This is a genomic window from Amycolatopsis stemonae, from assembly GCF_054781455.1.
The window spans coordinates 79,596-101,707 of the sequence record NZ_BAAGUJ010000002.1; the positions used below are offsets into that span (position 1 = coordinate 79,596).

Sequence of the window (22,112 nt, forward strand, 5' to 3'; positions counted from 1 at the left end):
TCAGCTCTCGCTGTCGGCGAGGGTCGCGAGGGCCTGGGCCTTCGCGGCGTACTTCCAGTTCGCGAGGTCGCGGATGGTCTTGATCTTCAGCTCGGCGAGCAGTTCGTCGTGCTTCGGCGTAAGCCCTTCGAGCGCGGAGGGCGGGGCGTCCAGCAGCTCCTTGATCGACTTGTCCTCGTAGGCCTTGTCGACGAGCTTGTTCAGGTTCAGGCTCACTGCGTTCCTGCCTTTCTCACAGAACTTCATCGGACGCGCCCACCCTCGCCGCCCCCGACGCTCCGCGCAACAGTCAATCCCTCGTTCAGGTTTTCCCTAGTCACCCGGATCGACCTGATCGAATCGGGCTTCGGTTCGGTAGAAACGAAGGTGTGGCGAAAAACAGCGGTGGGGGCGGCTGCCTTGTCGCCGTACTCGTGCTCGGGCTCCTGGCCTTCGGGTACTACAAGTGGCAGCACGGCTCTTCCGCCGCGGCGCCCGAGGGCGTCGAAACCGGGGGTGGTTCCGGGCGCTACGTCGCGCTGGGTGACTCCTACACGGCCGGCCCGCACACCGGGCAGGCGGTCGGGGCGCCGGGTGGCTGCCTGCGGTCCGACGACAACTACCCCCACCTCGTCTCGGCCGACCTGAAGCCGGCCGAGTTCGCCGATGTCAGCTGCAGTGGTGCGACCACCTCGAACCTGACTGCCGCGCAGAAGACCGCCAACGGCACCAACCCGCCTCAGCTTGACGCTGTGACGGCCAAGACGACTCTCGTCACGCTCGGTATCGGCGGGAATGACGTCGGGTTCTTGCAGCTGGCGGAGTCCTGTGCGACCGCGCACCGGGCGGCGTCGCCGTGCAAGGACCGGTTGACCGCTGGTGGGCATGATCAGCTTGCCGAGAAGATCGATGCCACTGCCCCGAAGGTCGGGGCCTTGTTGGACCGGATCCATTCGAAGGCGCCCAAGGCCAAGGTCGTCGTTGTCGGGTATCCGACCGTTCTGCCTGATGGCGATGGGTGCTGGCCGGTGCTGCCCGTCGGAGCCGGGGATGTTGCTTACTTCCGCGAGGCGTTGGGGAAGTTGAACAAGATGCTTGAGGATCAGGCTGATTCGCATCGGGCCGGGTATGCCGATACCGCTACGCCTGGTAAGGGGCACGACGTCTGCACCGCTTCTGATACGCGGTGGGTCGAGGGGGTTGTTCCGACGCTGCACGCTGCGCCGTTGCACCCCAATGCCCGGGGGGAGCAGGGGATGGCCGATGCCGTTCTCTCCGTGCTCAAGTCGCCGTTCTGAGGTCTTCCGGGCACCCCGATCCGAAGCCGGAACACGGCTTCGGATCGGGGTGCTGGGGAGGGGTGTGGGTGCTCGTGGCCTGCTAGACGCGGACTATCGCTTGGGGCTTGCCCAGGACCGTCTTGCCGTCGAACTTGGCCACCAGGTCTATGCGGGCCGTGCCGTCGTCGTTCACGGCTCCCACCTTGCCGGTGAACTCCACCAGGGCACCCTCTTCGGTGTTCGGGACCACCACTGGGCGGGTGAAGCGGGCGCTCAGGTCGATCAGGCGGGCCGGGTCGCCCAGCCAGTCCGTGACCACCCTGCCTGCCAGGGCCATCGTCAACATTCCGTGCGCGATGACGTCCGGGAGGCCCACCGCCTTCGCGAACGCCTCGTTCCAGTGGATCGGGTTGAAGTCCATCGCCGCGCCCGCGTAGCGGACCAGCTGGTCGCGTGTCACCCGGACTTCGATGCCCGGCAGCTCGTCTCCGACGTTCATGCGTCCTCCCCCCGGACCACCAGCTGGGCTCGCGTCGTGGCGATGTGGTCGCCGTCGCCGTCCGCGATCTCTGCTCGCAAGTTGATGAAGTCGTTGCCCGCTCGGGCCATGATCTTGTCGATGTGGGTCGTCAGCAGCAGGCGGTCGCCGACGCGGACCGGGCGCGTGTAGCTGAACTGCTGGTCGCCGTGGACCATGCGCGAGTAGTCGAGCCCCAGCTCCGGGTCGGACACGATCGCGTTGATGGCGGCCAGGTTGACGATCGTGATGAACGTCGGCGGCGCGATGACGTCCGGGTGGCCGGCCGCGCGGGCGGCTTCCGGATCGCGGTAGACCGGGTTGGCGTCGCCGATCGCGTCGGCGAACTCCCGGATCTTCTCCCGGCTCACTTCGTAGCTGGTCTGCGGCGGGTACACCCGCCCGGTGAACGACTCGTCCAAAGGCACCCGAGGAGGCTACCAACAGCAAAGAGCCGCCCCGGTGGTCCAGGGCGGCTCTTCGAAGCTGGTGAACGCGTACGCGTCAGCGGGTTTCCTTGTGCGTCCGGTGCGTACCGCAGTTCGGGCAGAACTTCTTCATCTCCAGGCGATCCGGGTTGTTGCGCCGGTTCTTCTTGGTGATGTAGTTGCGGTGCTTGCACTCTTCGCACGCCAGCGTGATCTTGGGTCGCACGTCGGTGGCAGCCACAGCGTTTCCTTCTCTCTCAGGTCCGGGGGCCAGCCCCGTCGTTACCGCGTAGCGGTGGCCGGACTTGAACCGGCGACACAGCGATTATGAGCCGCTTGCTCTGCCAACTGAGCTACACCGCCCTGTCATGCCCAACCCCGGGCGTCCAGGGGGCTCGCCCCCTGGACGGGGCCTGGGGGCTGGGCCCCCAGATGGACACCGCGAAGCGAGCTAGGCTCGGGTTTTCCCCGCGCATAGCTCGCCCACTCGCGGAGCCCCTTTACGGAATCGAACCGTAGACCTTCTCCTTACCATGGAGACGCTCTGCCGACTGAGCTAAAGGGGCCTGGCCTCTCGCGAGGACTTGGAAAGATTAGCAAGCCCCGTCACCCGGCCGTGCAACCGGGGTCCCGTTAGCACAAAACCTCAGGTCAGCAGGGTAAGCACGGTCTCGGAGTGGCGACCCGGCGAGCGCGCCGTGCGGGCCTGCAGCCAGGCCTCCAGGCGGTCCTCCGGCAGCGGGCGCGAGATCAGGTAGCCCTGGGCGACGTCGCAGCCCATCGCCTCCAGCTGGTCGCGCGCGACGTCCTCCTCGACGCCCTCGGCGACCACCGTGAGGCCGAGCGAGTGGCCCAGCTCGACGATCGAGCGGACCACCGCGAGGTCGCCGAGGTCGGTGCCCATGCCGAGGACGAAGCTCTTGTCGATCTTGACCTGGTCGACCGGCAGCTGCCGCAGGTAGGCCAGCGACGAATACCCGGTGCCGAAGTCGTCGACCGCCAGCACGATGCCCAGCGAGTGCAGCTCGCGCAGGATCGGCAGCGCCTTCTGCGGGTCGGACATCACGCCGGACTCGGTCAGCTCGAACGTCAGCAGCTCCGGCGGGACGCCGTAGCGCTCCAGCTCGCGGGCGACCTTGTTCGGGAAGTCCTCGTCGGCGAGGTTGCGCACCGACAGGTTGACCGCCACCGAGATCCGCAGGCCCTCGTCGAGCCACTTGCGGCAGCGCTTGAGCGCCTCGCCGAGCACGAACCCCGTCAGGACGCCGATCAGGCCGGCCGCCTCGATGGCCGGGACGAACTCGTCCGGGCCGAGCCTGCCGAACTCCGGGTGCACCCAGCGGACCAGCGCCTCGACGCCCGCCACCTGCCGGTTCGGCAGCGTGATCTTGGGCTGGTAGTGGACGCTGACCTGGCCGTCCTCCAGCGACTGCCGGAACTGCGTGACCATCTGGAAGCGGCGCAGGAAGATCTGGCCCATGCTCGGCACGTAGCCGCGGACCTCTTCGCCACCCTTCGTGGCGCGGACGGCGACGTCGGCGCGCTGCAGCAGGCCTTCGATGTCGACGACGTCGCCGGACTCCTCGGGCGTCGTCGTCGCGTAGCCGATCATCGCGTTCGCCTCGACCGAGAGCCGGTCGACCGGGTACGGCGCGGACAGCTCCTCGCGCAGCCGTTCCGCCGCGGCGTGGGCGTCCTCGGGCGGGCAGCCGACGAGCAGCGCCGCGAACGACGCGCCTTCGAGGCGGGCCAGCGGGACGTCGGGGCCGAGTGCGTCGCGGATGCGGCGGCCGGCGGCGATCACCATCCGGTCGGCCCAGGCGTAGCCCAGCGCGTCGGACACCGTCGAGAAGACGTCCAGGTCGATCCGCAGCACCACGGCGTGCGCGTAGTCCCGCAGCGGCTCCTTCGCCACCTGCCGGAAGCCCGGCCGGTTGAGGTGCCCGGTGAGCGGGTCGTGGTAGGCGTCGTGCCGCAGGGTCGCGAGCAGCCGCCGGTTGTCCAGCGACGTCGCGAGGTGGCTGGCCATCGTGCCGAGCAGCTGGACGTCGTACTTGCCGAACCCGCGCCAGCGGGACAGCCGGTCGTGCGCCTCGACGACGCCGAGCAGCTGGTTCGCGCTGCGCAACGGGACGACGAGCGCCTCCTGCGCGCCGCGGTCGAGCAGCGCCGCGCGGACGTCGGGGTTGGCCTCGGTGATCCGGAAGTGCCGGACGTGCGCGCCGGGCAGGCGCAGCAGCGGGTCGTCGGCGGCCGGGTCGGCGACCGGCAGGTCGTCACCGGCGACGACCACGCGCATGGTGTCCTTCGGCTCGAGCCGCAGCCGCAGCACCACCCGGCCCGCGGCCAGCTGGTCCTTGATGCGCTCGGCGATCGTCGCCCACTCGCGGACGTCGACGCCGCCGACGAGCTCGTCGGCCCGGCTGGCCGGGCGCGCCGCGGCCTGCTGGCCGGAGCGGGCCACCATCAGGCTGACGTCGGAGAGCGCCTCCATGTCCCGCTGCTCGCGCAACAGGTCGGAGTAGGCCCAGTACAGCGCGGTGAGACCGAGGAAGACGGCGAGCACCAGCGGCCACGCCTTGGGCGTGTTCGAGATGACGAGGTAGCCGGACAGGCCGACCGACGCGTTGACGAAGCCCACGACCAGGATCCGCGCGGTGAGCCGGACGGCGGTGCTGACCCGCATGCGGCGGCGCAGCACGCGGACCGCGGCCAGCGCGAGCAGCGTGCTCACCAGCGGCGCGGTCAGGGTGCCCGCCAAGGCGGCGACCCACGGGATCTCGTCGCCCGCCCCGGCGCCGACGGCGACCTTCACCAGCCCGGCGACGCCGAACGCGCCGGTGATCTCGAGGAGGAACGCGCCCGCGTTGTAGAGGACGCGGCCGGCGACCTTGCGCGCGAGCAGCGTGCCGATGCCGGCGACCAGGTGCGCGGCCAGCACGACCTCGAACGGCGCGACGAAGAACCCGATGACGAGCGGGATCTCGGTGAAGGAGATGGTCCACGAGATGCCGCTGCGGACGTCGACGTTGATGCCCAGCTGCTCGGCGAGCAGGAACGCGACCGCGAGCACCGGGCCGATCCAGAGCAGCTTGCTGTCCCAGTGGAACGGCAGCCAGGAGCCGACGGCGAACGCGGCGACGAGCCCGAGGCTCAGGACGGCGAAGGTGTACGCGCGGAACCGGCGCTCGTCGGTGCGGGCTTCCGCGGAGACGGCCGGCTGGGGAGGTGCCCCGGAAGCGGCTCCCGGCCCGGGCTGCGCCTGTGCGACGGCGTCGCCGTGGGCGTTGGTGTCCGGCATCCGACCTTCCCTCCCGGCTTGTCCACCGGTGCTGATCCGTGACTTCGGGTGTGGACAAGGGCCATACCGTACCCCGTAGGGCGTACCCGTGTCCCTTTCGAGACAGTAGGAGATCACCCCAGGGTTAACAATGCCTCGATGGCGCTGACCTGCGTGGACCAAGGGGTGAAACGTCGGGCGAACATCAGCCCGGACAGCTCTCTGCGCACGACGGCCCGGGTAGCGCTTCAATGTGCCCATGCACAGCGATGTGATTGCCACCGACCACTCGGCGCGGCTCGCGTCGGTGGATCCCCTGCTCCCCGGTTCTTCTCCGTTCGAGGCAGCCGAAAACGCCGTGGTCCTGGAGGTCGCGACGGGCGACTCCGCCGCCTCCGGGCTCGCCTCGCGCATCCAGGTCGACCAGGACGCCCCCAACGCCCCGTGGCGCGCGCTGACCGAGCACCGGCTCGACCTCCAGCTGGCCGGCCCGCAGCCGGCCGGGGTCCTGGACGCCCTCCTCACCCGATGGGATGAACATCTGCGCGCGGTCGCCGCGCGTGGCGACACCGAGACCGCGGCGGTCGTGCCGCGGGCCAGCCGGGACGGCGCCGGCGCGCGGGAAATGCTGCACCACGGCTTCGCCCCGCTGCGGGTGATCGCGGTCAGGCCGTCCGAGCGGATGCTCCCGGCGACGCCGCTCGGCACCCCCGGCGTCAAGATCCGCCGTGGCGAACCCGGCGACCTCGAGACCGCCGTCGCGCTCGGCATGGAGCTGCACTCCTACGACGCGCAGTACGGCACGGTGAACTGGCGCGAAGGCGTCGAGGACATTCTCGCCAAGGACCTGGCCGAGAAGCTGGACCGGCCGGAGCCCGCCGTGTGGATCGCCGAGCTGTACGGGCGGCCGCTCGGCATGGTGAACGTCCAGCACCCGGGCGAGACCGGCTGGATCAGCGACCGCGTCGCCGCCGGGCGCGTCGGCTACCTGTCTTCGCTGGCCGTCGCGAAGGAGGCGCGGTCGTCCGGTGTCGGCACCGCGCTGGCCACCCACGCCCACCAGGTACTGGACGAGGAAGGCGCCGACGTCGTCCTCCTGCACCACGCGGCGGCGAACCCGCTCTCGACGCCGTTCTGGTACGCGCAGGGGTACCGCCCGCTGTGGACGTACTGGCAGCGGCGGCCGGCCGTCCGGTGAACGACTGGAGGATTACCGGCGGCCCGCTGTCCTTATAGGCTGGCTCCCGGAGAGCGAGGGGAGCCGGAAGTGGCCGATCAGCGGGATTCGGCGCCGAGAGCGCCCGAAGGCGTCGACACCGAGAAGCCGTCCGCGGCCCGGATCTACGACTGGTACCTGGGCGGCACGCAGAACTGGGCGGTCGACCGCGAGTTCGGCAGGCGCATGGAGCAGCAGTGGCCGCTCGTGCGCCCCGGGTCGAAGCAGAACCGCGAGTTCATGAACCGCGCGGTGCGGGCGGCGCTGCGGGCCGGGATCCGGCAGTTCATCGACCTCGGCTCGGGCGTCCCGACGGCGGGCAACGTGCACGAGGTGGTCGAGGCCGAGCTGCCGGAGGACCACGACGCGAAGGTCGTCTACGTCGACTACGAGCCGGTCGCCGTCGCCCACGCGACGCTGATCCTCGAAGAGGGGATGGCGACGGACTGGGCCGGCATCGTCCAGGCCGACATGCGGGACGCGAAGGCCGTGCTGCGCGCCGCGGAGACGAAGCGGCTCATCGACTTCTCCAAGCCGGTCTGCCTGATGATGATGGCGGTCCTGCACTTCGTCGGCCCGGACGACGACCCCCTGGGGCTGCTCAAGGCGTACCGCGACAAGCTCGCGCCCGGCAGCTGGCTGGCGATCTCGCAGATGAGCGAGGGCGACGGTTCGGGCCCGTACCTGGACGGGCTGCGCTGGTTCGTCGAGCAGTACCGCAAGACGAGCAACCCGGTGTGGCTGCGCGACCGCGAAGAGATCGAGCCGCTGTTCGGCGACTGGCCGCTGCTCGAGCCGGGCATCGTGCACCTGCCGGACTGGCGGCCCGACCGGAAGCTGAACGCCCTCGAAGCGGAGGCCCGGCCCTTTGCGTGGTGCGGCATCGCGGAGAAGCCCGGGGCATGACCGAAGGGGCGCCGCTCGCCCCGGCCGGGGTGGACACCGACAAGCCGTCCGCGGCGCGCGTCTACGACTGGTACCTGGGCGGGAACCAGCACTGGGCGGTCGACCGCGAGTTCGGCCGCCGCGTCGAAAAGGTGTGGCCGCTGATCCGGCCGATCTCGCGGCAGAACCGGGCGTTCATGAACCGCGTGGTCTCGGCGGCGGTGGCCGCCGGGATCCGGCAGTTCGTCGACCTCGGTTCCGGTGTGCCGACCGCGGGGAACGTGCACGAGATCGTCCGCGACCGGCTGCCCGCCGGCGAGCGGGCGTCCGTCGTCTACGTCGACTACGAGCCGGTGGCCGCGGCGCATTCGCGGCTGATCCTGGAGCGCGAAGGCGCGTCGGACTGGGCCGGGCTCGTCGAACGCGACATCCGGCAGCCGAAGGGCATCTTCGAAGACGACGTCACGCGGGAGCTGATCGACTGGTCGCGGCCGGTGTGCCTGCTGATGATCACCGTCATGCACTTCATCGGCCCGTCGGACGACCCGGACGGGCTGGTGGCGGAGTACCGGGCGAAGCTGGCGCCCGGGAGCTGGCTGGCCCTCACGCACGGCACGTGCCGCGACGACGCGCCGCCCGCCCGTGCCGCCGAGGTGCGCCGGTTCATCGAGGCCTACCAGGCGACGTCGAACCCCGCGTGGCTGCGTTCGGCGGCGGAACTGCTCCCCTGGTTCGGGGGCTGGCCGCTGCTGCCGCCGGGGATGACATCGTTGCCGGACTGGCGTCCGGAGACCCCGCCGAACGCCATCGACACCGAGACCCGCCCCTTTGCGTGGTGCGCCGTTGCGCGCCGGCCATCGCTCTGACCTGCGTATTCACTGATCGCTGTGGGCGAACGCACTCCTGGAAACAAACACACCCATCGGAGAGTTGAGCTAGGCAGACTCAACTACACGAGGAGTGCACATGTCCGACACCCGCCTCCTGCCCGTGCTCCCGCTCGATGACGACGTCGTGCTGCCGGGCATGGTCGTCCCGCTCGACCTCTCCGACACCGAGACGCGGGCCGCGGTGGAGTCCGCCCAGGCCAAGACGCCGAGCCAGGCGTCCTTCCCCGGCATCCGGTCCGGCTCGGCCGCCAAGGCCGAGGTCCTGATCGTGCCGCGCGTCCACGGCGAGTACGCCGAGTTCGGCACCGTCGCCACGGTCGAGCGCATCGGCCGCGTGCCCGGCGGCAAGGCCGCCGTGCTGCTGCGCGGCACCGGCCGCGCGGTCGTCGGCCGGATCGCCGACGGCCCCGGCGCCGCCCGCTGGGTGCACGCCGAGGACGCCCCCGAGACCACGGACGACCAGGCCGCCAAGCTCGCGGCCGAGTACAAGGCCGTCGTCATCTCGATCCTGCAGCAGCGTGGCGGCTGGCAGCTGATCGACGCCGTCCAGCAGGTCGAGGACCCGTCCGCGATCGCGGACCTGTCCGGCAACGCGCCGTACCTGAGCACCGAGCAGAAGCTCGAGCTGCTGACCACGTCGGACGTCGGCGCCCGGCTGGAGAAGGCGCTCGAGTGGAGCAAGGAGCACCTGGCCGAGCTCGAGGTGACCGACACGATCCGCAAGGACGTCGCCGAGGGCATGGAGAAGCAGCAGAAGGAGTTCCTGCTGCGCCGTCAGCTCGAAGCCATCCGCAAGGAGCTCGGCGAGCTCGACGGCACCGCGGAGGACGACGACTACCGCGCCCGCGTGGAAGCCGCCGAACTGCCCGACGCCGTGAAGAAGGCCGCACTGGCCGAAGTGGACAAGCTGGACCGGACGTCCGAGCAGTCCCCCGAGGGCGGCTGGATCCGCACCTGGCTGGACACCGTCCTGGAGCTGCCCTGGACCGAGCGCACCGAGGACGTCTACGACATCGCGGCCGCGCGAGCGGTCCTGGACGCCGACCACGCCGGCCTCGACGACGTGAAGGAACGCATCATCGAGTACTTGGCCGTGCGCAAGCGTCGTGCGGAATCGGGTCTCGGCCCGGTCGGCGGACGTCGGTCGGGCGCGGTGCTCGCCCTCGCGGGCCCTCCCGGGGTCGGCAAGACGTCGCTGGGTGAGTCCGTCGCGAAGGCCATGGGCCGCAAGTTCGTCCGGGTCGCCCTGGGCGGCATCCGCGACGAGGCGGAGATCCGCGGCCACCGCCGCACCTACGTCGGCGCGCTGCCCGGCCGGATCGTCCGCGCCATCAAGGAAGCCGGCTCGATGAACCCGGTCGTGCTGCTCGACGAGATCGACAAGGTCGGCGCCGACTACCGCGGCGACCCGACCGCGGCGCTGCTCGAAGTGCTGGACCCGGAGCAGAACCACACGTTCCGCGACCACTACCTCGAGGTCGAGCTGGACCTGTCCGACGTCGTGTTCCTGGCGACGGCCAACGCGCTCGAGACCATCCCCGGCCCGCTGCTGGACCGCATGGAGCTCGTCACGCTGGACGGCTACACCGAGCACGAGAAGGTCACCATCGCCCGCGACCACCTGCTCCCCCGCGAGCTGGAGCGCGCCGGGCTGGGCGTCGAGGACGTCGTCCTGACGGACGCCGCGTTCAGCCGGATCGCCGCCGAGTACACCCGCGAGGCGGGCGTGCGCGACGCGAACCGGACGATCGCCAAGGTGCTGCGCAAGATCGCGACCAAGGTGGCGCTGGAGCAGGTTTCGCTGCCGCTGACGGTGGATTCCCCGGACCTGGAGACCTACCTGGGCCGCCCGCGGCACCTGCCGGAGTCGTCGCTGCCCGCGTCGACCCAGCGGACCGCGACCCCGGGCGTGGCCACGGGCCTGGCGGTGACCGGCGCCGGCGGTGACGTGCTCTACATCGAGGCGTCGCTGGCCGACGAGGAGTCCGGCGCGTCCGGGCTGCAGCTGACCGGTCAGCTCGGCGACGTGATGAAGGAGTCCGTGCAGATCGCGCTCTCCTACCTGCGTTCGCACGGCGCGGAGCTGGAGCTGCCGGTGGGTGACCTGCGCAAGCGCGGCATCCACGTGCACGTGCCGGCGGGCGCGGTGCCCAAGGACGGGCCTTCGGCGGGCGTCACGATGACGACGGCGCTCGCGTCGCTGCTCTCGGGCCGCGTGGTGAAGGCGGACGTCGCGATGACCGGCGAGGTGTCGCTGACCGGGCGCGTCCTGCCGATCGGCGGCGTGAAGCAGAAGCTGCTCGCCGCGCACCGGGCCGGGATGAAGACCGTGATCATCCCGCAGCGCAACGAGCCGGACCTCGACGACGTCCCGGCCGAGGTGCTGTCCCAGCTGGACGTCCACGCGGTGGCGAACGTCCGCGAGGTCCTCGACCTCGCCCTGACCCCGGCTTCGACGCCGGTTTCCCAGGCGGCGTAACCCCGAGCGCCGCCGCCTCCGGAGAGCGGCCGGTTTCCCCTTCCCCAGGGAAACCGGCCGCTCTTCTCGCTCAGACGCGGCGCGCGGCGATCAGGTAGCCGGTGCCGAAGCGGCCCGCGGGGCCGCGCTTGACCGTCCGCTCCGGGTGTGCGCGCCAGCTGCGGTCCCAGCGGCGGACGACCCGGTCGAGCGGCGGGACCAGCCCGTTGACGTCGTAGAACAGCGTGTCCTGCGGCTGCAGCCCGGCCCGCCACAGCTCGTGGCGCAGCCGCCGTGGCCCGTACGCCTCGATTCCCGTGTGGCGCGCCCCGTGGCGCCGCGGAAAACGCAGGGCTTCTTCGATTCCGCCAAGTACCCGGCGCGCCGGCCAGTACAGCCCCCATTCGAACATCCGGTACGGGCTGTGCGGGTTCAGCATCGTGACGACGGCGAGCCCGCCCGGGCGGACCACGCGCGCTATTTCCCGCAGCGCCGGGCCGAGGTCGACGTATTCGAGCACGCCCATCGCGAGCGCGACGTCGAAGGTCCCGTCCGCGAACGGCATTTCTTCGATGTTGCCGACCGAAAAACTCGCTTCCTCCCCGACCCGGGTCCTGGCCGCGTCGACCATCGCCGCCGACCGGTCGCACCCGGTGACGGCGAAGTCCCCCGGCCGGTCGTCGAGCAGGTGGCGCACCATCATCCCCGGCCCGCAGCCGACGTCGAGGAGCGAGCCTCCGGGGCACCGGAGGAGCGTCCGATCGACGGCGTGCAGCCGGGAATGGTAGTAGCGCGCGGTGGGTCCCCACCCGGAATAGGCGTCGGCGTAGTCCGCGACGAGCTGGGCATCGGCGTACTGGACTCGCACGAGCTGCTCGCGCGTCGGGCTTTCGAGCGTCCCGGTAACCGGCATGTGCACCTCCACTGGCTGACCTCTGCCACCTGCGGCGGCCCGCAGGCCACTGGCAGGGTCGGGCCGGCCGGGAGAGCCGTTACCGAATAACGGAAGTATTTCGAAATGCGGTCGAAAGGGCGAATGAATCTTCACCCGTTACGCGGACGAATTGCGGCCGTATCGCGGGTTGAAACGGCCTCCGCGTTATTACGCGACAAAATACTCAATCGGAACGAACTCGACGACGTCCGTTTTCCGGAAAACAAACTCCGAGTGTCATCGGGATGAGCGGTGCGCGTATTACGGCACCCGTTCGCCGGAGCGGCGGGAGACCGGGGTCACCGCACGTGCAGACGCAGTCAGCCCGGTGATCGGATCACCGGGCTGACTGGCGTGAAGTGGCGGGTGAGGGATTCGAACCCCCGTAGGCGTAAGCCAACTGGTTTACAGCCAGTCCCCTTTGGCCACTCGGGTAACCCGCCATGGCCGGTCGAACCGGCCGGGGAGAAGCTTACCCAACGGGTTCGAGCGGGGGTCAACCGGGCCGCCCGTCCCCCGGTGGGGGCTAGGCTGGGTGGCCCCTGACAAGCGAGTACGAGGTGTGAGGACACGTGGCGGATCCCTCTTTCGACGTCGTGAGCAAGGTCGACCGCCAGGAGGTGGACAACGCGCTGAACCAGGCAGGCAAGGAGCTCGGCACGCGCTTCGACTTCCGCGGCACGGGCACGACGATCAACTGGGCGGGCGAGGAAGCGATCACCGTCGAGTCCGAGACCGAGGAGCGCGCCCTGGCCGCGGTCGAGGTGTTCAAGGAGAAGCTGATCAAGCGCAGCATCTCCCTGAAGGCTTTCGAAGCCGGCGAGCCCGCGCTGTCGGGCAAGAGCTACAAGATCGCGGGCAAGATCCTCCAGGGCATCGCCTCGGACAAGGCGAAGCAGATCGCGAAGTTCATCCGCGACGAAGGCCCGAAGGGCGTCCAGGCCCAGATCCAGGGCGACCAGCTGCGGGTGTCGGGCAAGAAGAAGGACCAGCTGCAGGAGGTCATCGCCCTGCTCAAGGGCAAGGACTTCGAGATCGCGCTGCAGTTCACCAACTACCGGTGACGCCGCCGCGGGCACCCGGGGCCCGGGTGCCCGCTCAGGACGGCGTCAGCGTCCAGCTCGCTTCGTAGCCGTCCACCTTGAGGTACGCCGGGCCGCGGACGTCCCGCTCCACCTGGATGTCGCCGATCTGGTTCACCAGCAGGTCGTCGTCCTCCGGGGAGTGGACCCACAGCGCGATGTTGCCGCGGGTCTTGGCCGTGAACTTGACCTTCGTGACGCCCGCCGGCACGCGCAGTACCGCATCGCCCTTGCCCGTCGTGTCCTTGGCCGCCTCTGCTGTCGGCAGGCTCCGGTAGTCCGCGATCGTCGCCGTCCAGGGTGCGTTCGCGTGGACGGTCACGTGCTTCGCCGGGTGGTCCGGGTACATGTTCAGCCATGTCGTCCCGTGGTAGGGGCCGATCGCGTTGACCACGCCGTGCTCGCCGCCGTCGGTGTCGACGATCACGTTCGCCGAGCACTTCGGGCAGTCGAACGTGAAGAAGCCCAGCTGGTCCGCCGGCCAGCTCGTCTGGAACTCGCCGCTGCTCTTGCCCGTGTGCGTCTCCGTCGGCACGTCGCGCGGGCCCGGCGGCGCGGACGTCGTGGGCACCGGCACCTGCCGCGGGGTCGGCGTCACGATCGTGCCGAACCCGGTGGCGGGCGCGCACGCGGACGTCAGGACCACCAGCAGCAAGCAGGACAGCCGGAATTTCATCGTTCCCCCTCGGGGCCACCACGGCCCTCTGGTGATCTTTCGACGGCCTTTGCCCCGGCGTTACCGTCGCCGTGTGTGATCAATCACCCGGAAGTGCGGATCAAACCCCTCGAACGCGCGAATGGGCCGCGTGACTGTCCACGAAGGACCCGGGCCGCGTGCTGTAATCGCGCGGTCACCGCGTGGAGAGGGTCAGGATGCGCCGCTTGCTCGCCTTCGTGCTGTCGGTCACCGTGCTCGGGGCGACCCTGACCCCCGCGAGCGCCGCCGAGCGCAAGCAGCTCCTGCCCGGCTTCGGCTCCTACGCGCGCCTGATCCGGCTCGAGCACTCCGTCCTGGGGCGCGGGCGCATCATCGCGTCGCTGACCAGCGAAGACTCCGGCGGCAAGTTCACGCCGATCATGGAGAGCTCCGACGAGGGCGAGACGTTCCACCAGATCGGCGCCATCCACGACCCCGACGGCCGGTACGGCATGTGCTGCGGCACCGTCTACGAGCTGCCGCAGCGGGTCGGCCGGCTCCGCGCGGGCACGCTGCTGTGGGCCGCCTCCTACGGGCAGGACGCCGGGCCGCAGCGGCGCGTCGCGATCAAGATCTGGGCCAGCAAGGACGGCGGCCGCTCGTGGAGCTTCCTGTCCGAGGCGGCCCGCTCGCACAACATCGACGGCGTCTGGGAGCCCGAGTTCACCGTCGACGCCGGCGGCACGCTCTGGCTCCACTTCGCCGACGAGACGCAGGCGCCGAAGTACGCGCAGGTGCTCAACCGGGTCGCCTCGACCGACGGCGTGAACTGGGGCACCAAGCAGCTCACCCTGGCCATCCCGCCGGACCGGGTCCGGCCCGGCATGCCGATCATCCGCCGGCTGCCCGACGGCCGGTACTACTTCGCCTACGAGATCTGCAACTTCCGCGACCGCTACTGCGACCCGTACTTCAAGATCTCGCCCGACGGCGCCAACTGGGGCAGCCCCACCGATCCCGGCACCCGGGTGAACACCGCCACCGGCAACTACTTCCAGCACGCGCAGACGATCGCGCTGTTCCCCGGCGGCCCGAACGGCGTGCGGATCGTCATGGTCGGCCAGATATACACCAACGCCAAGGGCGAGCCGCAGCCGAAGAACGGCCAGGTCCTCCTGGCGAACGACACCTTCGGCAGCGGCAACTGGTACGAGCTGCCCGCACCCGTGCACATCACCGGCATCTACAACAACTTCTGCCCCAACTACTCCTCGACGCTGCTGCCGGTCGACGACGGCAAGAACGTCCTGGAGATCGCCACCGAATACAACTCCGGCTGCAAGGCCTACTTCGGCAAGGGGCCCGCCTTCTGAACTGCCTTCTTCGGCACCGGACCCGCCTTCCGCCCTTCACCCGGCCGTAGAGTGGGCCCGACGTCGGACTCGAGGAGGCAGTTCATGAAGGGCATCGTGCTGGCCGGAGGCAGCGGGACACGCCTGCACCCGATCACCCAGGCGGTGTCCAAGCAGCTGCTGCCGGTCTACGACAAACCGATGGTCTACTACCCGATCTCGGTGCTGATGCTGGCCGGCATCCGCGAGATCCTGATCATCTCCACCCCGGCCGACCTGCCGAACTTCCGCAAGCTGCTCGGCAACGGCGACCAGTTCGGCGTCTCGTTCTCCTACGCCGAGCAGGCCAGCCCGAACGGCCTGGCCGAGGCGTTCGTGATCGGCGCGGACTTCATCGGCGGCGACGACGTCGCGCTCGTGCTCGGCGACAACATCTTCTACGGCCAGGGCTTCTCCGCCCGCCTGCAGGAGGCCGTGCGGAGGCTCGACGGCTGCATCCTGTTCGGGTACCCGGTGAAGGACCCCGAGCGCTACGGCGTCGGCGAGGTCGACGCGGACGGCAAGCTGGTCACCATCGAGGAAAAGCCCGCGAAGGCGCGGTCGAACAAGGCGATCACCGGGCTGTACTTCTACGACAACGAGGTCGTGGACATCGCCCGCGCGCTGAAGCCGTCGCCGCGTGGCGAGCTGGAGATCACCGACGTCAACCTCACCTACCTGCGCCGGGACCGCGCGTCCCTGGTCGACCTCGGCCGCGGGTTCGCCTGGCTCGACACCGGCACGCACGACTCGCTGCTCGAAGCGGGTCAGTTCGTCCAGGTGCTGGAGCACCGCACGGGCGTGCGCATCGCGTGCCTGGAGGAGGTCGCGCTGCGGATGGGGTACATCGACGCCGACGAGTGCTACGCACTGGGCGCGAAGCTGGCGAAGTCCGGCTACGGCGACTACGTGAAGGCGGTCGCCGTCGCGGCGGGGGCGTCGGCCTAGAAGCCGCCCGGCCCCCGGCTCGCCATTTCCTCGAGCCGCCGGATGCGGTCGGCGATCGGCGGGTGGGTCGAGAACAGCTTGCTCAGGCCTTCGCCCGGGCGGAACGGGTTCGCGATCATCAGGTGCGACTGCGACACCAGCTGCGGCTCGGCGACCAGCGGCCGTGCCCGCGTGCCGGCGTCGAGCTTCCGCAGTGCCGATGCCAGGCCCAGCGGGTCGCCCGTGAGTTCCGCGCCCGAGGCGTCGGCCTGGTACTCCCGCGAGCGGCTGACGCCCATCCGGATGACGGCCGCCGCTATCGGGCCGACGAAGATCAGCATCAGGCTGACCAGGGGGCTGCCGTCGCGGTTGTTGCCGCCGAAGAACAGCGCGATGTTCGCCAGCACGCTGATCACGCTGGCCAGCGCGCCCGCGACGCACGAGATGAGGATGTCGCGGTTGTAGACGTGGGACAGCTCGTGGCCGAGCACGGCCCGCAGCTCGCGCTCGTCGAGCAGCTCGAGGATGCCGGTGGTGCAGCACACCGCCGCGTGCCGCGGGCTGCGGCCGGTGGCGAACGCGTTCGGCGCGGCCGTCGGGCTGAGGTAGAGCTGCGGCATCGGCTGGCGGGCGACGTGCGCGAGCTCGCGCACGATCCGGTACATCGCGGGCTGCTCGACCTCGGACACCGGCCGCGCCCGCATCGCGCGCAGCGCCAGCTTGTCCGAGTTGAAGTAGGCGAACGCGTTCATCCCCAGGGCGACGACCAGGCCGATCACCAGCGCGCCGCGCCCGAAGAGCCCGCTGATCGCGACGATGATCGCCGACAGCAGGCCGAGCAGCAACGCCGTCTTCAGTCCGTTCTGGTGCCCGTGCACGCGCGCTCGCCTCCGTCCGCTTCCGAAGTGGGTTACCCAGTGGAAACAACGCGATCGGGGGACGCGAAGTTCCTTCACGTGATCATCGCGCGGGTTAGGCTCGGACGGCGAGTTGATCACGAGCGGAGGCGCCGATGGAAGGTCGCCCGATACGCCGGAGGACCCTGTTCGCCCTGGTCACGGCCGGTGCCGGGGCGCTGGCCCTGCCCGGGGTCGCGCGCGCGGAGGACGTGCGCTCGATCGACCTCGGCGGGACGCCCACCGCGGTCGCGGTGAATCCCGTCACGGGGCTCGCGTACGTCGCGGACCCCGATGCCGGAGCCGTTTCGGTCGTGGACCCGCGCGGCCCCACGGTCGCCGGCGTCCTCGACGTCGGCGGCGAGCCCGGCGACGTCGCCGTGGACGCCAAGGCCAACCGGATCTACGTCGCGAACGCGAAGGCCGGCACCGTGGTCGTCCTGGACGGCCGCACGCACGACCTGGTGAGCGTGGTCGGCGCCGGCGCCGGCGCGTCCACGCTGGCCGTCGACGAGCAGGCCAACCGCGTCTACGCGGCCAGCGGCGGCACCGGGACGCTCGCCGTGCTCGACGGTGTGAGCTGCACCCTCGCCGCGCTCGTGCCGGGCCCGAAGCCGAGCCTCGCCGGGGTGGCGGTCGACCCGGGCCGCAAGCTGGCCTACTGCGCGAGCACGAGCACGGACTCGGTCGAGGTGTTCTCGATCGACAGCGGGAAGTTCGTCGCCAGCGTGAAGGTCGGGGCGCGGCCGACCGCTGTCGCGGTGCACGCCGAAAGCGGTACCGTGTACGTCGCGAACTCCGGCATCCACCACATGTCCATTGTGGACGCCGCGACGCGCACCGAGCGCAAGACCGTGTTGCTGCGCAGCGAATCCTCCGCGCTGGCGGTGCACCAGGGCACGAACACGGTGTACACGAACGGCGGGCAGAACGGGCTGAGCCGGGTCGACGGCGGCACCGGGACGCTCACCGGCGAACTGTCGCTGGGCGTCAACCCCGGCGACGTCGCGGTAGACCAGCGCACGCGCACGGTCTACGTCACGGATCCCTTGCACGGCAGGCTTTCGCTCGTCCGGGACTTCTGACCCGGCAGCTGGGGCCACTCCAGGTATACGGTCGGAAGGTATGAAACTCGGACTCCAGATCCCCGACTTCACCTGGCCGAACGGGGCGTCCGCGCTGGGCGCCGACCTGGCCGCCGTCGTCCGCACCGCCGACAGCGCGGGCTTCGACTCCATCGCCGTGATGGACCACTTCTTCCAGATCGGCGGGGTCGGCCCCGTCGAGAACGACATGCTCGAGGCGTACACGACCCTCGGCTTCATCGCGGCGCACACTTCGCGGGCCAAGCTGCTCACGGTCGTCACCGGTGTCCTGTACCGCCACCCGGGCCTGCTGGCCAAGGCGATCACGACGCTGGACGTGCTGTCCGGCGGCCGCGCGATCCTCGGCATCGGCGCGGGCTGGAACGAGGACGAGTCCCGCGGGCTCGGCTTCCCCTTCCCGCCGGTCGCCGAGCGCTTCGAGCTGCTGGAGGAGAACCTCCAGTACGTGCTGCGGATGTGGGCGGACGGCGACGAGCCGTTCAAGAGCAAGCACTTCGACGCGGAGCGGCTGCTGAACGTGCCGCAGGCCCTGTCGGACCCGCGCCCCCCGATCATGATCGGCGGCGGCGGCGAGAAGAAGACGCTGCGGCTGGTGGCCAAGTACGCCGACCAGTGCAACCTGTTCAACAGCCCGGAGCTGGAGCACAAGCTCGACGTCCTCAAGCGGCACTGCGAGAACGAGGGCCGCGACTACGACTCGATCACCAAGACGGTCTACCACATCCTCGACATCGGCGAGGACGGCTCGAAGGCGGGCGAGCTGCTGAAGGAGCTGGAGCGCCTGAACGGGCTCGGCATCCACGTCGCACTGGGCATGGTCCCGCACGTCCACAACCCGGCGGTGCTGGAGAAGTTCGGCACCGACGTCATCCCGGCCGCCGAGAAGATCGGCTGAGCAAGTCCCGCTCGGCAATTTGCCGACCCGGGTCACCCGAATGTCCGCGTGGTGGCCCGGCGCGGCGGGCTCAGCCGTCCTTGGCGAAGCGGCGGGTGAGTGCTGCGACGCCGATGCCGACGACCGCCAGCGCGATCCCGCTCACCGGCCAGCCCGCCAGGACCAGCACCACGCCGGTCGCCGCGAACAGGGCGAACTCCACCAGGAAGCGGGCCGGTTCGGCCAGGCGGCGGCGGGCGCGCGGGGCGATGAACAGGCCCCAGATCGCCGCCGCGGCGACCGGGAGCAGCACCGCGTCGGCGATGGCCAGCGCCGGCCCGCTGCCGAGTTGCGTACCCGCCAGGGCCAACCCGCCCAGCAGGGCCAGCTCCGTGAGGAAGCGGACCGTCAGCACCACGCCCGCGATCCCGCTCAGGCGGGGAGTCGGCTCCGGAGTCATCGCGCCAGCCTAGAGGTCGGGTCCACTGTGGACGTTACGGGTCCGGGCGGGCACGGATCGTGATCTCCGCCACACTTCGGCCATCCAGGTTGCGGTTCCGAATCGGTCCACCAGCCGCTCGCGCCCCGTTGTAACGGCGGTCCGCCCCTGCTCGACGTGTTTAACGCATATCGCGACCGCGAGCCAAGGAGCCTGGTAGATGACCACATGTCGACTCTGCGGTTCGACAAACACGGCCAGCGTGGTGGACCTCGGGGCCACTCCCCCGTGTGAGCGATTTCTGACCGCCGGACAGCTCGACGAACCGGAAGCCACCTTTCCGCTCCACCTCAAGGTGTGCACCGACTGCTGGCTCGCCCAGATCCCGCCGCTGATCGACCCCGACGACACCTTCACCGAGTACGCCTACTTCTCGTCCTTCTCGACGTCGTGGGTCGAGCACGCGAAGCGCTTTGTCGACGACGCCGTCGAGCGGCTCGGGCTCGGCGAGAAGTCGTTCGTCGTGGAGGTCGCCAGCAACGACGGCTACCTGCTCAAGCACGTCGTCGGCCACGGCATCCGGTGTCTGGGCGTCGAACCTTCGGTGAACGTCGGGCAGGCGGCGCGCGACGCCGGCGTGCCCACCCTGACGGCCTTCCTCTCCGAGGAGACCGGCCTGAAGGTCCGCGAGGAGCACGGCCCGGCCGACCTCGTGGCCGCGAACAACGTCTACGCGCACATCCCCGACGTCCTCGGCTTCACGAAGGGCCTCCGGGCGCTGGTCGCCGACGACGGCTGGGTGTCGATCGAGGTCCAGCACCTGCTCACGCTGATCGAGAAGAACCAGTACGACACGATCTACCACGAGCACTTCCAGTACTACACGGTCGAATCCGCGCGCCGGGCCCTCGCGACCGGCGGCCTGACCGTGGTCGACGTCGAGCTGCTGCCGACGCACGGCGGGTCGATCCGGCTGTGGGCGCGTCCGGCCGAGGTGGCGGGCGAGCCCAGCGAGCGGATGACCGACGTGCTGGGGCGCGAGAAGGCCGCCGGGCTGCACGAGCTGTCCGGCTACACCGAGTTCGCCGAGCGCGTCACCCGCGTGCGGCTGGACCTGCTGAAGTTCCTCATCGAGGCGCGCAACGACGGGAAGACCGTCGTCGGTTACGGCGCCCCGGGCAAGGGCAACACCCTGCTCAACCACTGCGGCGTCCGGACGGACCTGCTGCAGTACACGGTCGATCGCAACCCGTACAAGCACGGCCGGTTCACCCCGGGCACCCGGATCCCGGTGCTGCCCCCGGAGCGCATCGAAGCCGACCGGCCCGACTACGTGCTCGTCCTCCCGTGGAACCTCCGGGAGGAACTGACCGAACAGCTGTCTTACATCGGTGCGTGGGGCGGAAAGCTCATGTTCCCGATCCCGCGCCTGGAAATCGTCGAGGTGCAGTGAAGTGAAGGTCGTTCTCTTCTGCGGTGGCTACGGGATGCGGATGCGCAACGGCGCGGGCGACGACGTCCCGAAGCCGATGGCGATGGTCGGTCCGAGACCGCTCATCTGGCACGTGATGCGCTACTACGCGCATTTCGGCCACACGGAATTCATCCTGTGCCTTGGCTACGGCGCGGCGCACATCAAGAACTTCTTCCTGAACTACCAGGAAACCATTTCCAACGACTTCATCCTGCGCAACGGGCAGGCGGAGCTGCTGTCGACCGACATCGCCGACTGGACGATCACCTTCGTGCAGACCGGCATCGAGTCGCCGATCGGCGAGCGCCTGCGCCGCGTCCGCGACTACCTCGACGGCGACGAGATGTTCCTCGCGAACTACGCCGACGTGCTGTCCGACGCGCCCCTGCCGGACATGATCGAGCGGTTCCGCACCACCGACGCCGGCGCGTCGATGATGGTCGTGCCGCCGCAGTCGTCGTTCCACTGCGTGGAGATGAACGAAGGCGGCATGGTCGGCGCGATCACCGCGGTCAGCGAAATGCCGCTGTGGGAGAACGGCGGCTACTTCGTGCTGCGGCAGGAGGTCTTCGACCACATCCCGGAGAACGGCGACCTGGTCGCCGACGGCTGCGGGGAGCTGGCCAAGCGCGGGCGGCTGCTGGCCTACCCGTACCGCGGGTTCTGGAAGCCGACCGACACGGTCAAGGAGCGCGCGGCGCTGGACAACGCCTACACACACGGCGAGAAGCCGTGGGCGCTCTGGGAGCGGCCCGTCGCGAGCACCGCGTGATCGGCCTCCGGCCGGGACGGCTCGGCGGCGTCGTCGCCCTCGGCGCGCACTGCGACGACATCGCGATCGGCGCCGGCGGCACCCTCCTGACGCTCTGCGCGTCCCGGCCGGGCCTGCGCGTCGACGCGCTGGTGCTCTCCGGTGGCGGCACGCCCCGCGAGGACGAGGAGCGGGCGGCTCTCGAAGCCTTCTGCCCGGGCGCCGAGCTCGACGTCACGGTGCTCAAGCTGCCCGACGGCCGCTTCCCGGCGCACTGGGAAGAGGCCAAGAACGCCCTCGAAGAACTGCGGCGGCGGACCGACCCGGACGTCATCCTGGCGCCGCGCACCGACGACGCCCACCAGGACCACCGCGGCCTCGCCAAGCTGGTGCCGACGGCGTTCCGCGACCACCTGGCGCTGGGCTACGAGATCGTCAAGTGGGACGGCGACCTCGGCAGCCCGGCCGTCTACCAGCCCCTCGACGACGACGTCGCGGAGGAAAAGGTCCGGCTGCTCCAGACGCACTACGCGTCGCAGCGGCACCGGCCCTGGTACGACCGCGAAGCCTTCCTCGGGCTGGCGCGGATCCGCGGCATCGAGGCCGCCGCGAAGTACGCCGAAGCGTTCTTCGTCAAGAAACTCACTCTCGACCTGAAGGGCTGACCG

At 70.1% G+C, this 22,112-nt stretch carries 22 protein-coding genes and 3 tRNA genes; 13 read left to right on the forward strand and 12 right to left on the reverse strand.

Annotation, left to right across the window (positions count from 1 at the left end):
• A complete protein-coding gene (locus ACYVLJ_RS06385; RefSeq protein ID WP_451982454.1) occupies nucleotides 1-216 on the reverse strand; it encodes a hypothetical protein in 216 nt (71 codons plus the stop codon).
• Nucleotides 217-368: 152 nt separating this feature from the next.
• Here ACYVLJ_RS06385 and ACYVLJ_RS06390 point away from each other — a divergent pair, with 152 nt between their 5' ends.
• Nucleotides 369-1,277: an SGNH/GDSL hydrolase family protein gene (locus tag ACYVLJ_RS06390; protein WP_460438043.1), complete on the forward strand. Its 909-nt coding sequence runs from the start codon at nucleotides 369-371 to the stop codon at nucleotides 1,275-1,277.
• 82 nt (nucleotides 1,278-1,359) lie between these two features.
• Here ACYVLJ_RS06390 and ACYVLJ_RS06395 read toward each other — a convergent pair whose 3' ends face one another.
• The 6 genes from ACYVLJ_RS06395 to ACYVLJ_RS06420 form a co-directional block, all read right to left on the reverse strand.
• On the reverse strand, nucleotides 1,360-1,758 hold the full coding sequence (locus ACYVLJ_RS06395; protein ID WP_460438044.1) for a MaoC family dehydratase: 399 nt from the start codon (nucleotides 1,756-1,758) through the stop codon (nucleotides 1,360-1,362).
• Nucleotides 1,755-2,204 carry a MaoC family dehydratase N-terminal domain-containing protein gene (locus tag ACYVLJ_RS06400; RefSeq protein ID WP_451982463.1) on the reverse strand — a complete coding sequence of 150 codons (450 nt, stop codon included), beginning with the start codon at nucleotides 2,202-2,204 and terminating at the stop codon, nucleotides 1,755-1,757. The genes ACYVLJ_RS06395 and ACYVLJ_RS06400 overlap by 4 nt, the downstream gene beginning before the upstream one ends.
• A gap of 76 nt (nucleotides 2,205-2,280) precedes the next feature.
• Complete coding sequence (gene rpmG, locus ACYVLJ_RS06405; protein ID WP_005152047.1) at nucleotides 2,281-2,445, reverse strand: 50S ribosomal protein L33; 165 nt, start codon at nucleotides 2,443-2,445, stop codon at nucleotides 2,281-2,283.
• Nucleotides 2,446-2,494: 49 nt separating this feature from the next.
• Nucleotides 2,495-2,567 (reverse strand) — tRNA-Met (locus ACYVLJ_RS06410).
• Nucleotides 2,568-2,697: 130 nt separating this feature from the next.
• Nucleotides 2,698-2,770: transfer RNA gene (locus ACYVLJ_RS06415), tRNA-Thr, on the reverse strand.
• An 80-nt stretch (nucleotides 2,771-2,850) separates the two neighbouring features.
• Nucleotides 2,851-5,505, reverse strand: a complete 2,655-nt coding sequence (locus ACYVLJ_RS06420; protein ID WP_451982466.1) for a putative bifunctional diguanylate cyclase/phosphodiesterase — start codon at nucleotides 5,503-5,505, stop codon at nucleotides 2,851-2,853.
• A 238-nt stretch (nucleotides 5,506-5,743) separates the two neighbouring features.
• Between ACYVLJ_RS06420 and ACYVLJ_RS06425 the strand changes: the two genes are divergently transcribed.
• From ACYVLJ_RS06425 to lon, 4 genes are all read left to right on the forward strand, one after another.
• The gene (locus tag ACYVLJ_RS06425; RefSeq protein ID WP_451982469.1) at nucleotides 5,744-6,682 is read left to right on the forward strand and encodes a GNAT family N-acetyltransferase; all 939 of its coding nucleotides are present in this window, start codon (nucleotides 5,744-5,746) and stop codon (nucleotides 6,680-6,682) included.
• Nucleotides 6,683-6,751: 69 nt separating this feature from the next.
• Entirely contained in the window at nucleotides 6,752-7,606 is an 855-nt protein-coding gene (locus ACYVLJ_RS06430) for an SAM-dependent methyltransferase (RefSeq protein ID WP_451982472.1), read from the forward strand.
• A complete protein-coding gene (locus ACYVLJ_RS06435; RefSeq protein ID WP_460438045.1) occupies nucleotides 7,603-8,451 on the forward strand; it encodes a class I SAM-dependent methyltransferase in 849 nt (282 codons plus the stop codon). Before ACYVLJ_RS06430 ends, ACYVLJ_RS06435 begins: the two co-directional genes overlap by 4 nt.
• A 100-nt stretch (nucleotides 8,452-8,551) precedes the next feature.
• Nucleotides 8,552-10,954 carry an endopeptidase La gene (gene lon, locus ACYVLJ_RS06440; RefSeq protein WP_451982478.1) on the forward strand — a complete coding sequence of 801 codons (2,403 nt, stop codon included), beginning with the start codon at nucleotides 8,552-8,554 and terminating at the stop codon, nucleotides 10,952-10,954.
• A gap of 70 nt (nucleotides 10,955-11,024) precedes the next feature.
• On the opposite strand, the gene ACYVLJ_RS06445 is transcribed toward lon, so the two are convergent.
• Nucleotides 11,025-11,846: a class I SAM-dependent methyltransferase gene (locus ACYVLJ_RS06445; protein ID WP_451982481.1), complete on the reverse strand. Its 822-nt coding sequence runs from the start codon at nucleotides 11,844-11,846 to the stop codon at nucleotides 11,025-11,027.
• Between the two features lie 381 nt (nucleotides 11,847-12,227).
• Nucleotides 12,228-12,310: transfer RNA gene (locus ACYVLJ_RS06450), tRNA-Tyr, on the reverse strand.
• 129 nt (nucleotides 12,311-12,439) lie between these two features.
• Between ACYVLJ_RS06450 and ACYVLJ_RS06455 the strand changes: the two genes are divergently transcribed.
• Entirely contained in the window at nucleotides 12,440-12,931 is a 492-nt protein-coding gene (locus ACYVLJ_RS06455; RefSeq protein ID WP_451982484.1) for a YajQ family cyclic di-GMP-binding protein, read from the forward strand.
• Nucleotides 12,932-12,965: 34 nt separating this feature from the next.
• On the opposite strand, the gene ACYVLJ_RS06460 is transcribed toward ACYVLJ_RS06455, so the two are convergent.
• Nucleotides 12,966-13,625: a hypothetical protein gene (locus tag ACYVLJ_RS06460; RefSeq protein ID WP_460438046.1), complete on the reverse strand. Its 660-nt coding sequence runs from the start codon at nucleotides 13,623-13,625 to the stop codon at nucleotides 12,966-12,968.
• A gap of 197 nt (nucleotides 13,626-13,822) precedes the next feature.
• On the opposite strand from ACYVLJ_RS06460, the gene ACYVLJ_RS06465 reads away from it, so the two are divergent.
• On the forward strand, nucleotides 13,823-14,959 hold the full coding sequence (locus ACYVLJ_RS06465; protein WP_460438047.1) for a sialidase family protein: 1,137 nt from the start codon (nucleotides 13,823-13,825) through the stop codon (nucleotides 14,957-14,959).
• A gap of 84 nt (nucleotides 14,960-15,043) precedes the next feature.
• On the forward strand, nucleotides 15,044-15,925 hold the full coding sequence (gene rfbA, locus ACYVLJ_RS06470) for a sugar nucleotidyltransferase (protein ID WP_460438048.1): 882 nt from the start codon (nucleotides 15,044-15,046) through the stop codon (nucleotides 15,923-15,925).
• On the opposite strand, the gene htpX is transcribed toward rfbA, so the two are convergent.
• The gene (htpX, locus tag ACYVLJ_RS06475) at nucleotides 15,922-16,782 is read right to left on the reverse strand and encodes a zinc metalloprotease HtpX (protein WP_451982494.1); all 861 of its coding nucleotides are present in this window, start codon (nucleotides 16,780-16,782) and stop codon (nucleotides 15,922-15,924) included. The genes rfbA and htpX overlap by 4 nt on opposite strands.
• Nucleotides 16,783-16,916: 134 nt before the next feature.
• On the opposite strand from htpX, the gene ACYVLJ_RS06480 reads away from it, so the two are divergent.
• A complete protein-coding gene (locus ACYVLJ_RS06480) occupies nucleotides 16,917-17,885 on the forward strand; it encodes a YncE family protein (RefSeq protein ID WP_460438049.1) in 969 nt (322 codons plus the stop codon).
• 40 nt (nucleotides 17,886-17,925) lie between these two features.
• Nucleotides 17,926-18,801, forward strand: coding sequence for an LLM class F420-dependent oxidoreductase (locus tag ACYVLJ_RS06485; RefSeq protein WP_451982500.1), 876 nt, complete (start codon nucleotides 17,926-17,928; stop codon nucleotides 18,799-18,801).
• A gap of 70 nt (nucleotides 18,802-18,871) precedes the next feature.
• On the opposite strand, the gene ACYVLJ_RS06490 is transcribed toward ACYVLJ_RS06485, so the two are convergent.
• Nucleotides 18,872-19,240: a YrdB family protein gene (locus tag ACYVLJ_RS06490; protein WP_451982503.1), complete on the reverse strand. Its 369-nt coding sequence runs from the start codon at nucleotides 19,238-19,240 to the stop codon at nucleotides 18,872-18,874.
• Between the two features lie 199 nt (nucleotides 19,241-19,439).
• On the opposite strand from ACYVLJ_RS06490, the gene ACYVLJ_RS06495 reads away from it, so the two are divergent.
• The 3 genes from ACYVLJ_RS06495 to ACYVLJ_RS06505 are packed head-to-tail and all read left to right on the forward strand — an operon-like array spanning nucleotide 19,440 to nucleotide 22,109.
• The gene (locus ACYVLJ_RS06495; protein ID WP_460438050.1) at nucleotides 19,440-20,672 is read left to right on the forward strand and encodes a class I SAM-dependent methyltransferase; all 1,233 of its coding nucleotides are present in this window, start codon (nucleotides 19,440-19,442) and stop codon (nucleotides 20,670-20,672) included.
• A 1-nt stretch (nucleotide 20,673) separates the two neighbouring features.
• Nucleotides 20,674-21,465 (forward strand): glycosyltransferase family protein, encoded by a 792-nt coding sequence (locus ACYVLJ_RS06500; protein WP_451982509.1) that lies wholly within the window; start codon nucleotides 20,674-20,676, stop codon nucleotides 21,463-21,465.
• Nucleotides 21,462-22,109, forward strand: a complete 648-nt coding sequence (locus ACYVLJ_RS06505; protein ID WP_451982933.1) for a PIG-L deacetylase family protein — start codon at nucleotides 21,462-21,464, stop codon at nucleotides 22,107-22,109. Before ACYVLJ_RS06500 ends, ACYVLJ_RS06505 begins: the two co-directional genes overlap by 4 nt.
• Nucleotides 22,110-22,112 lie beyond the last annotated feature (3 nt).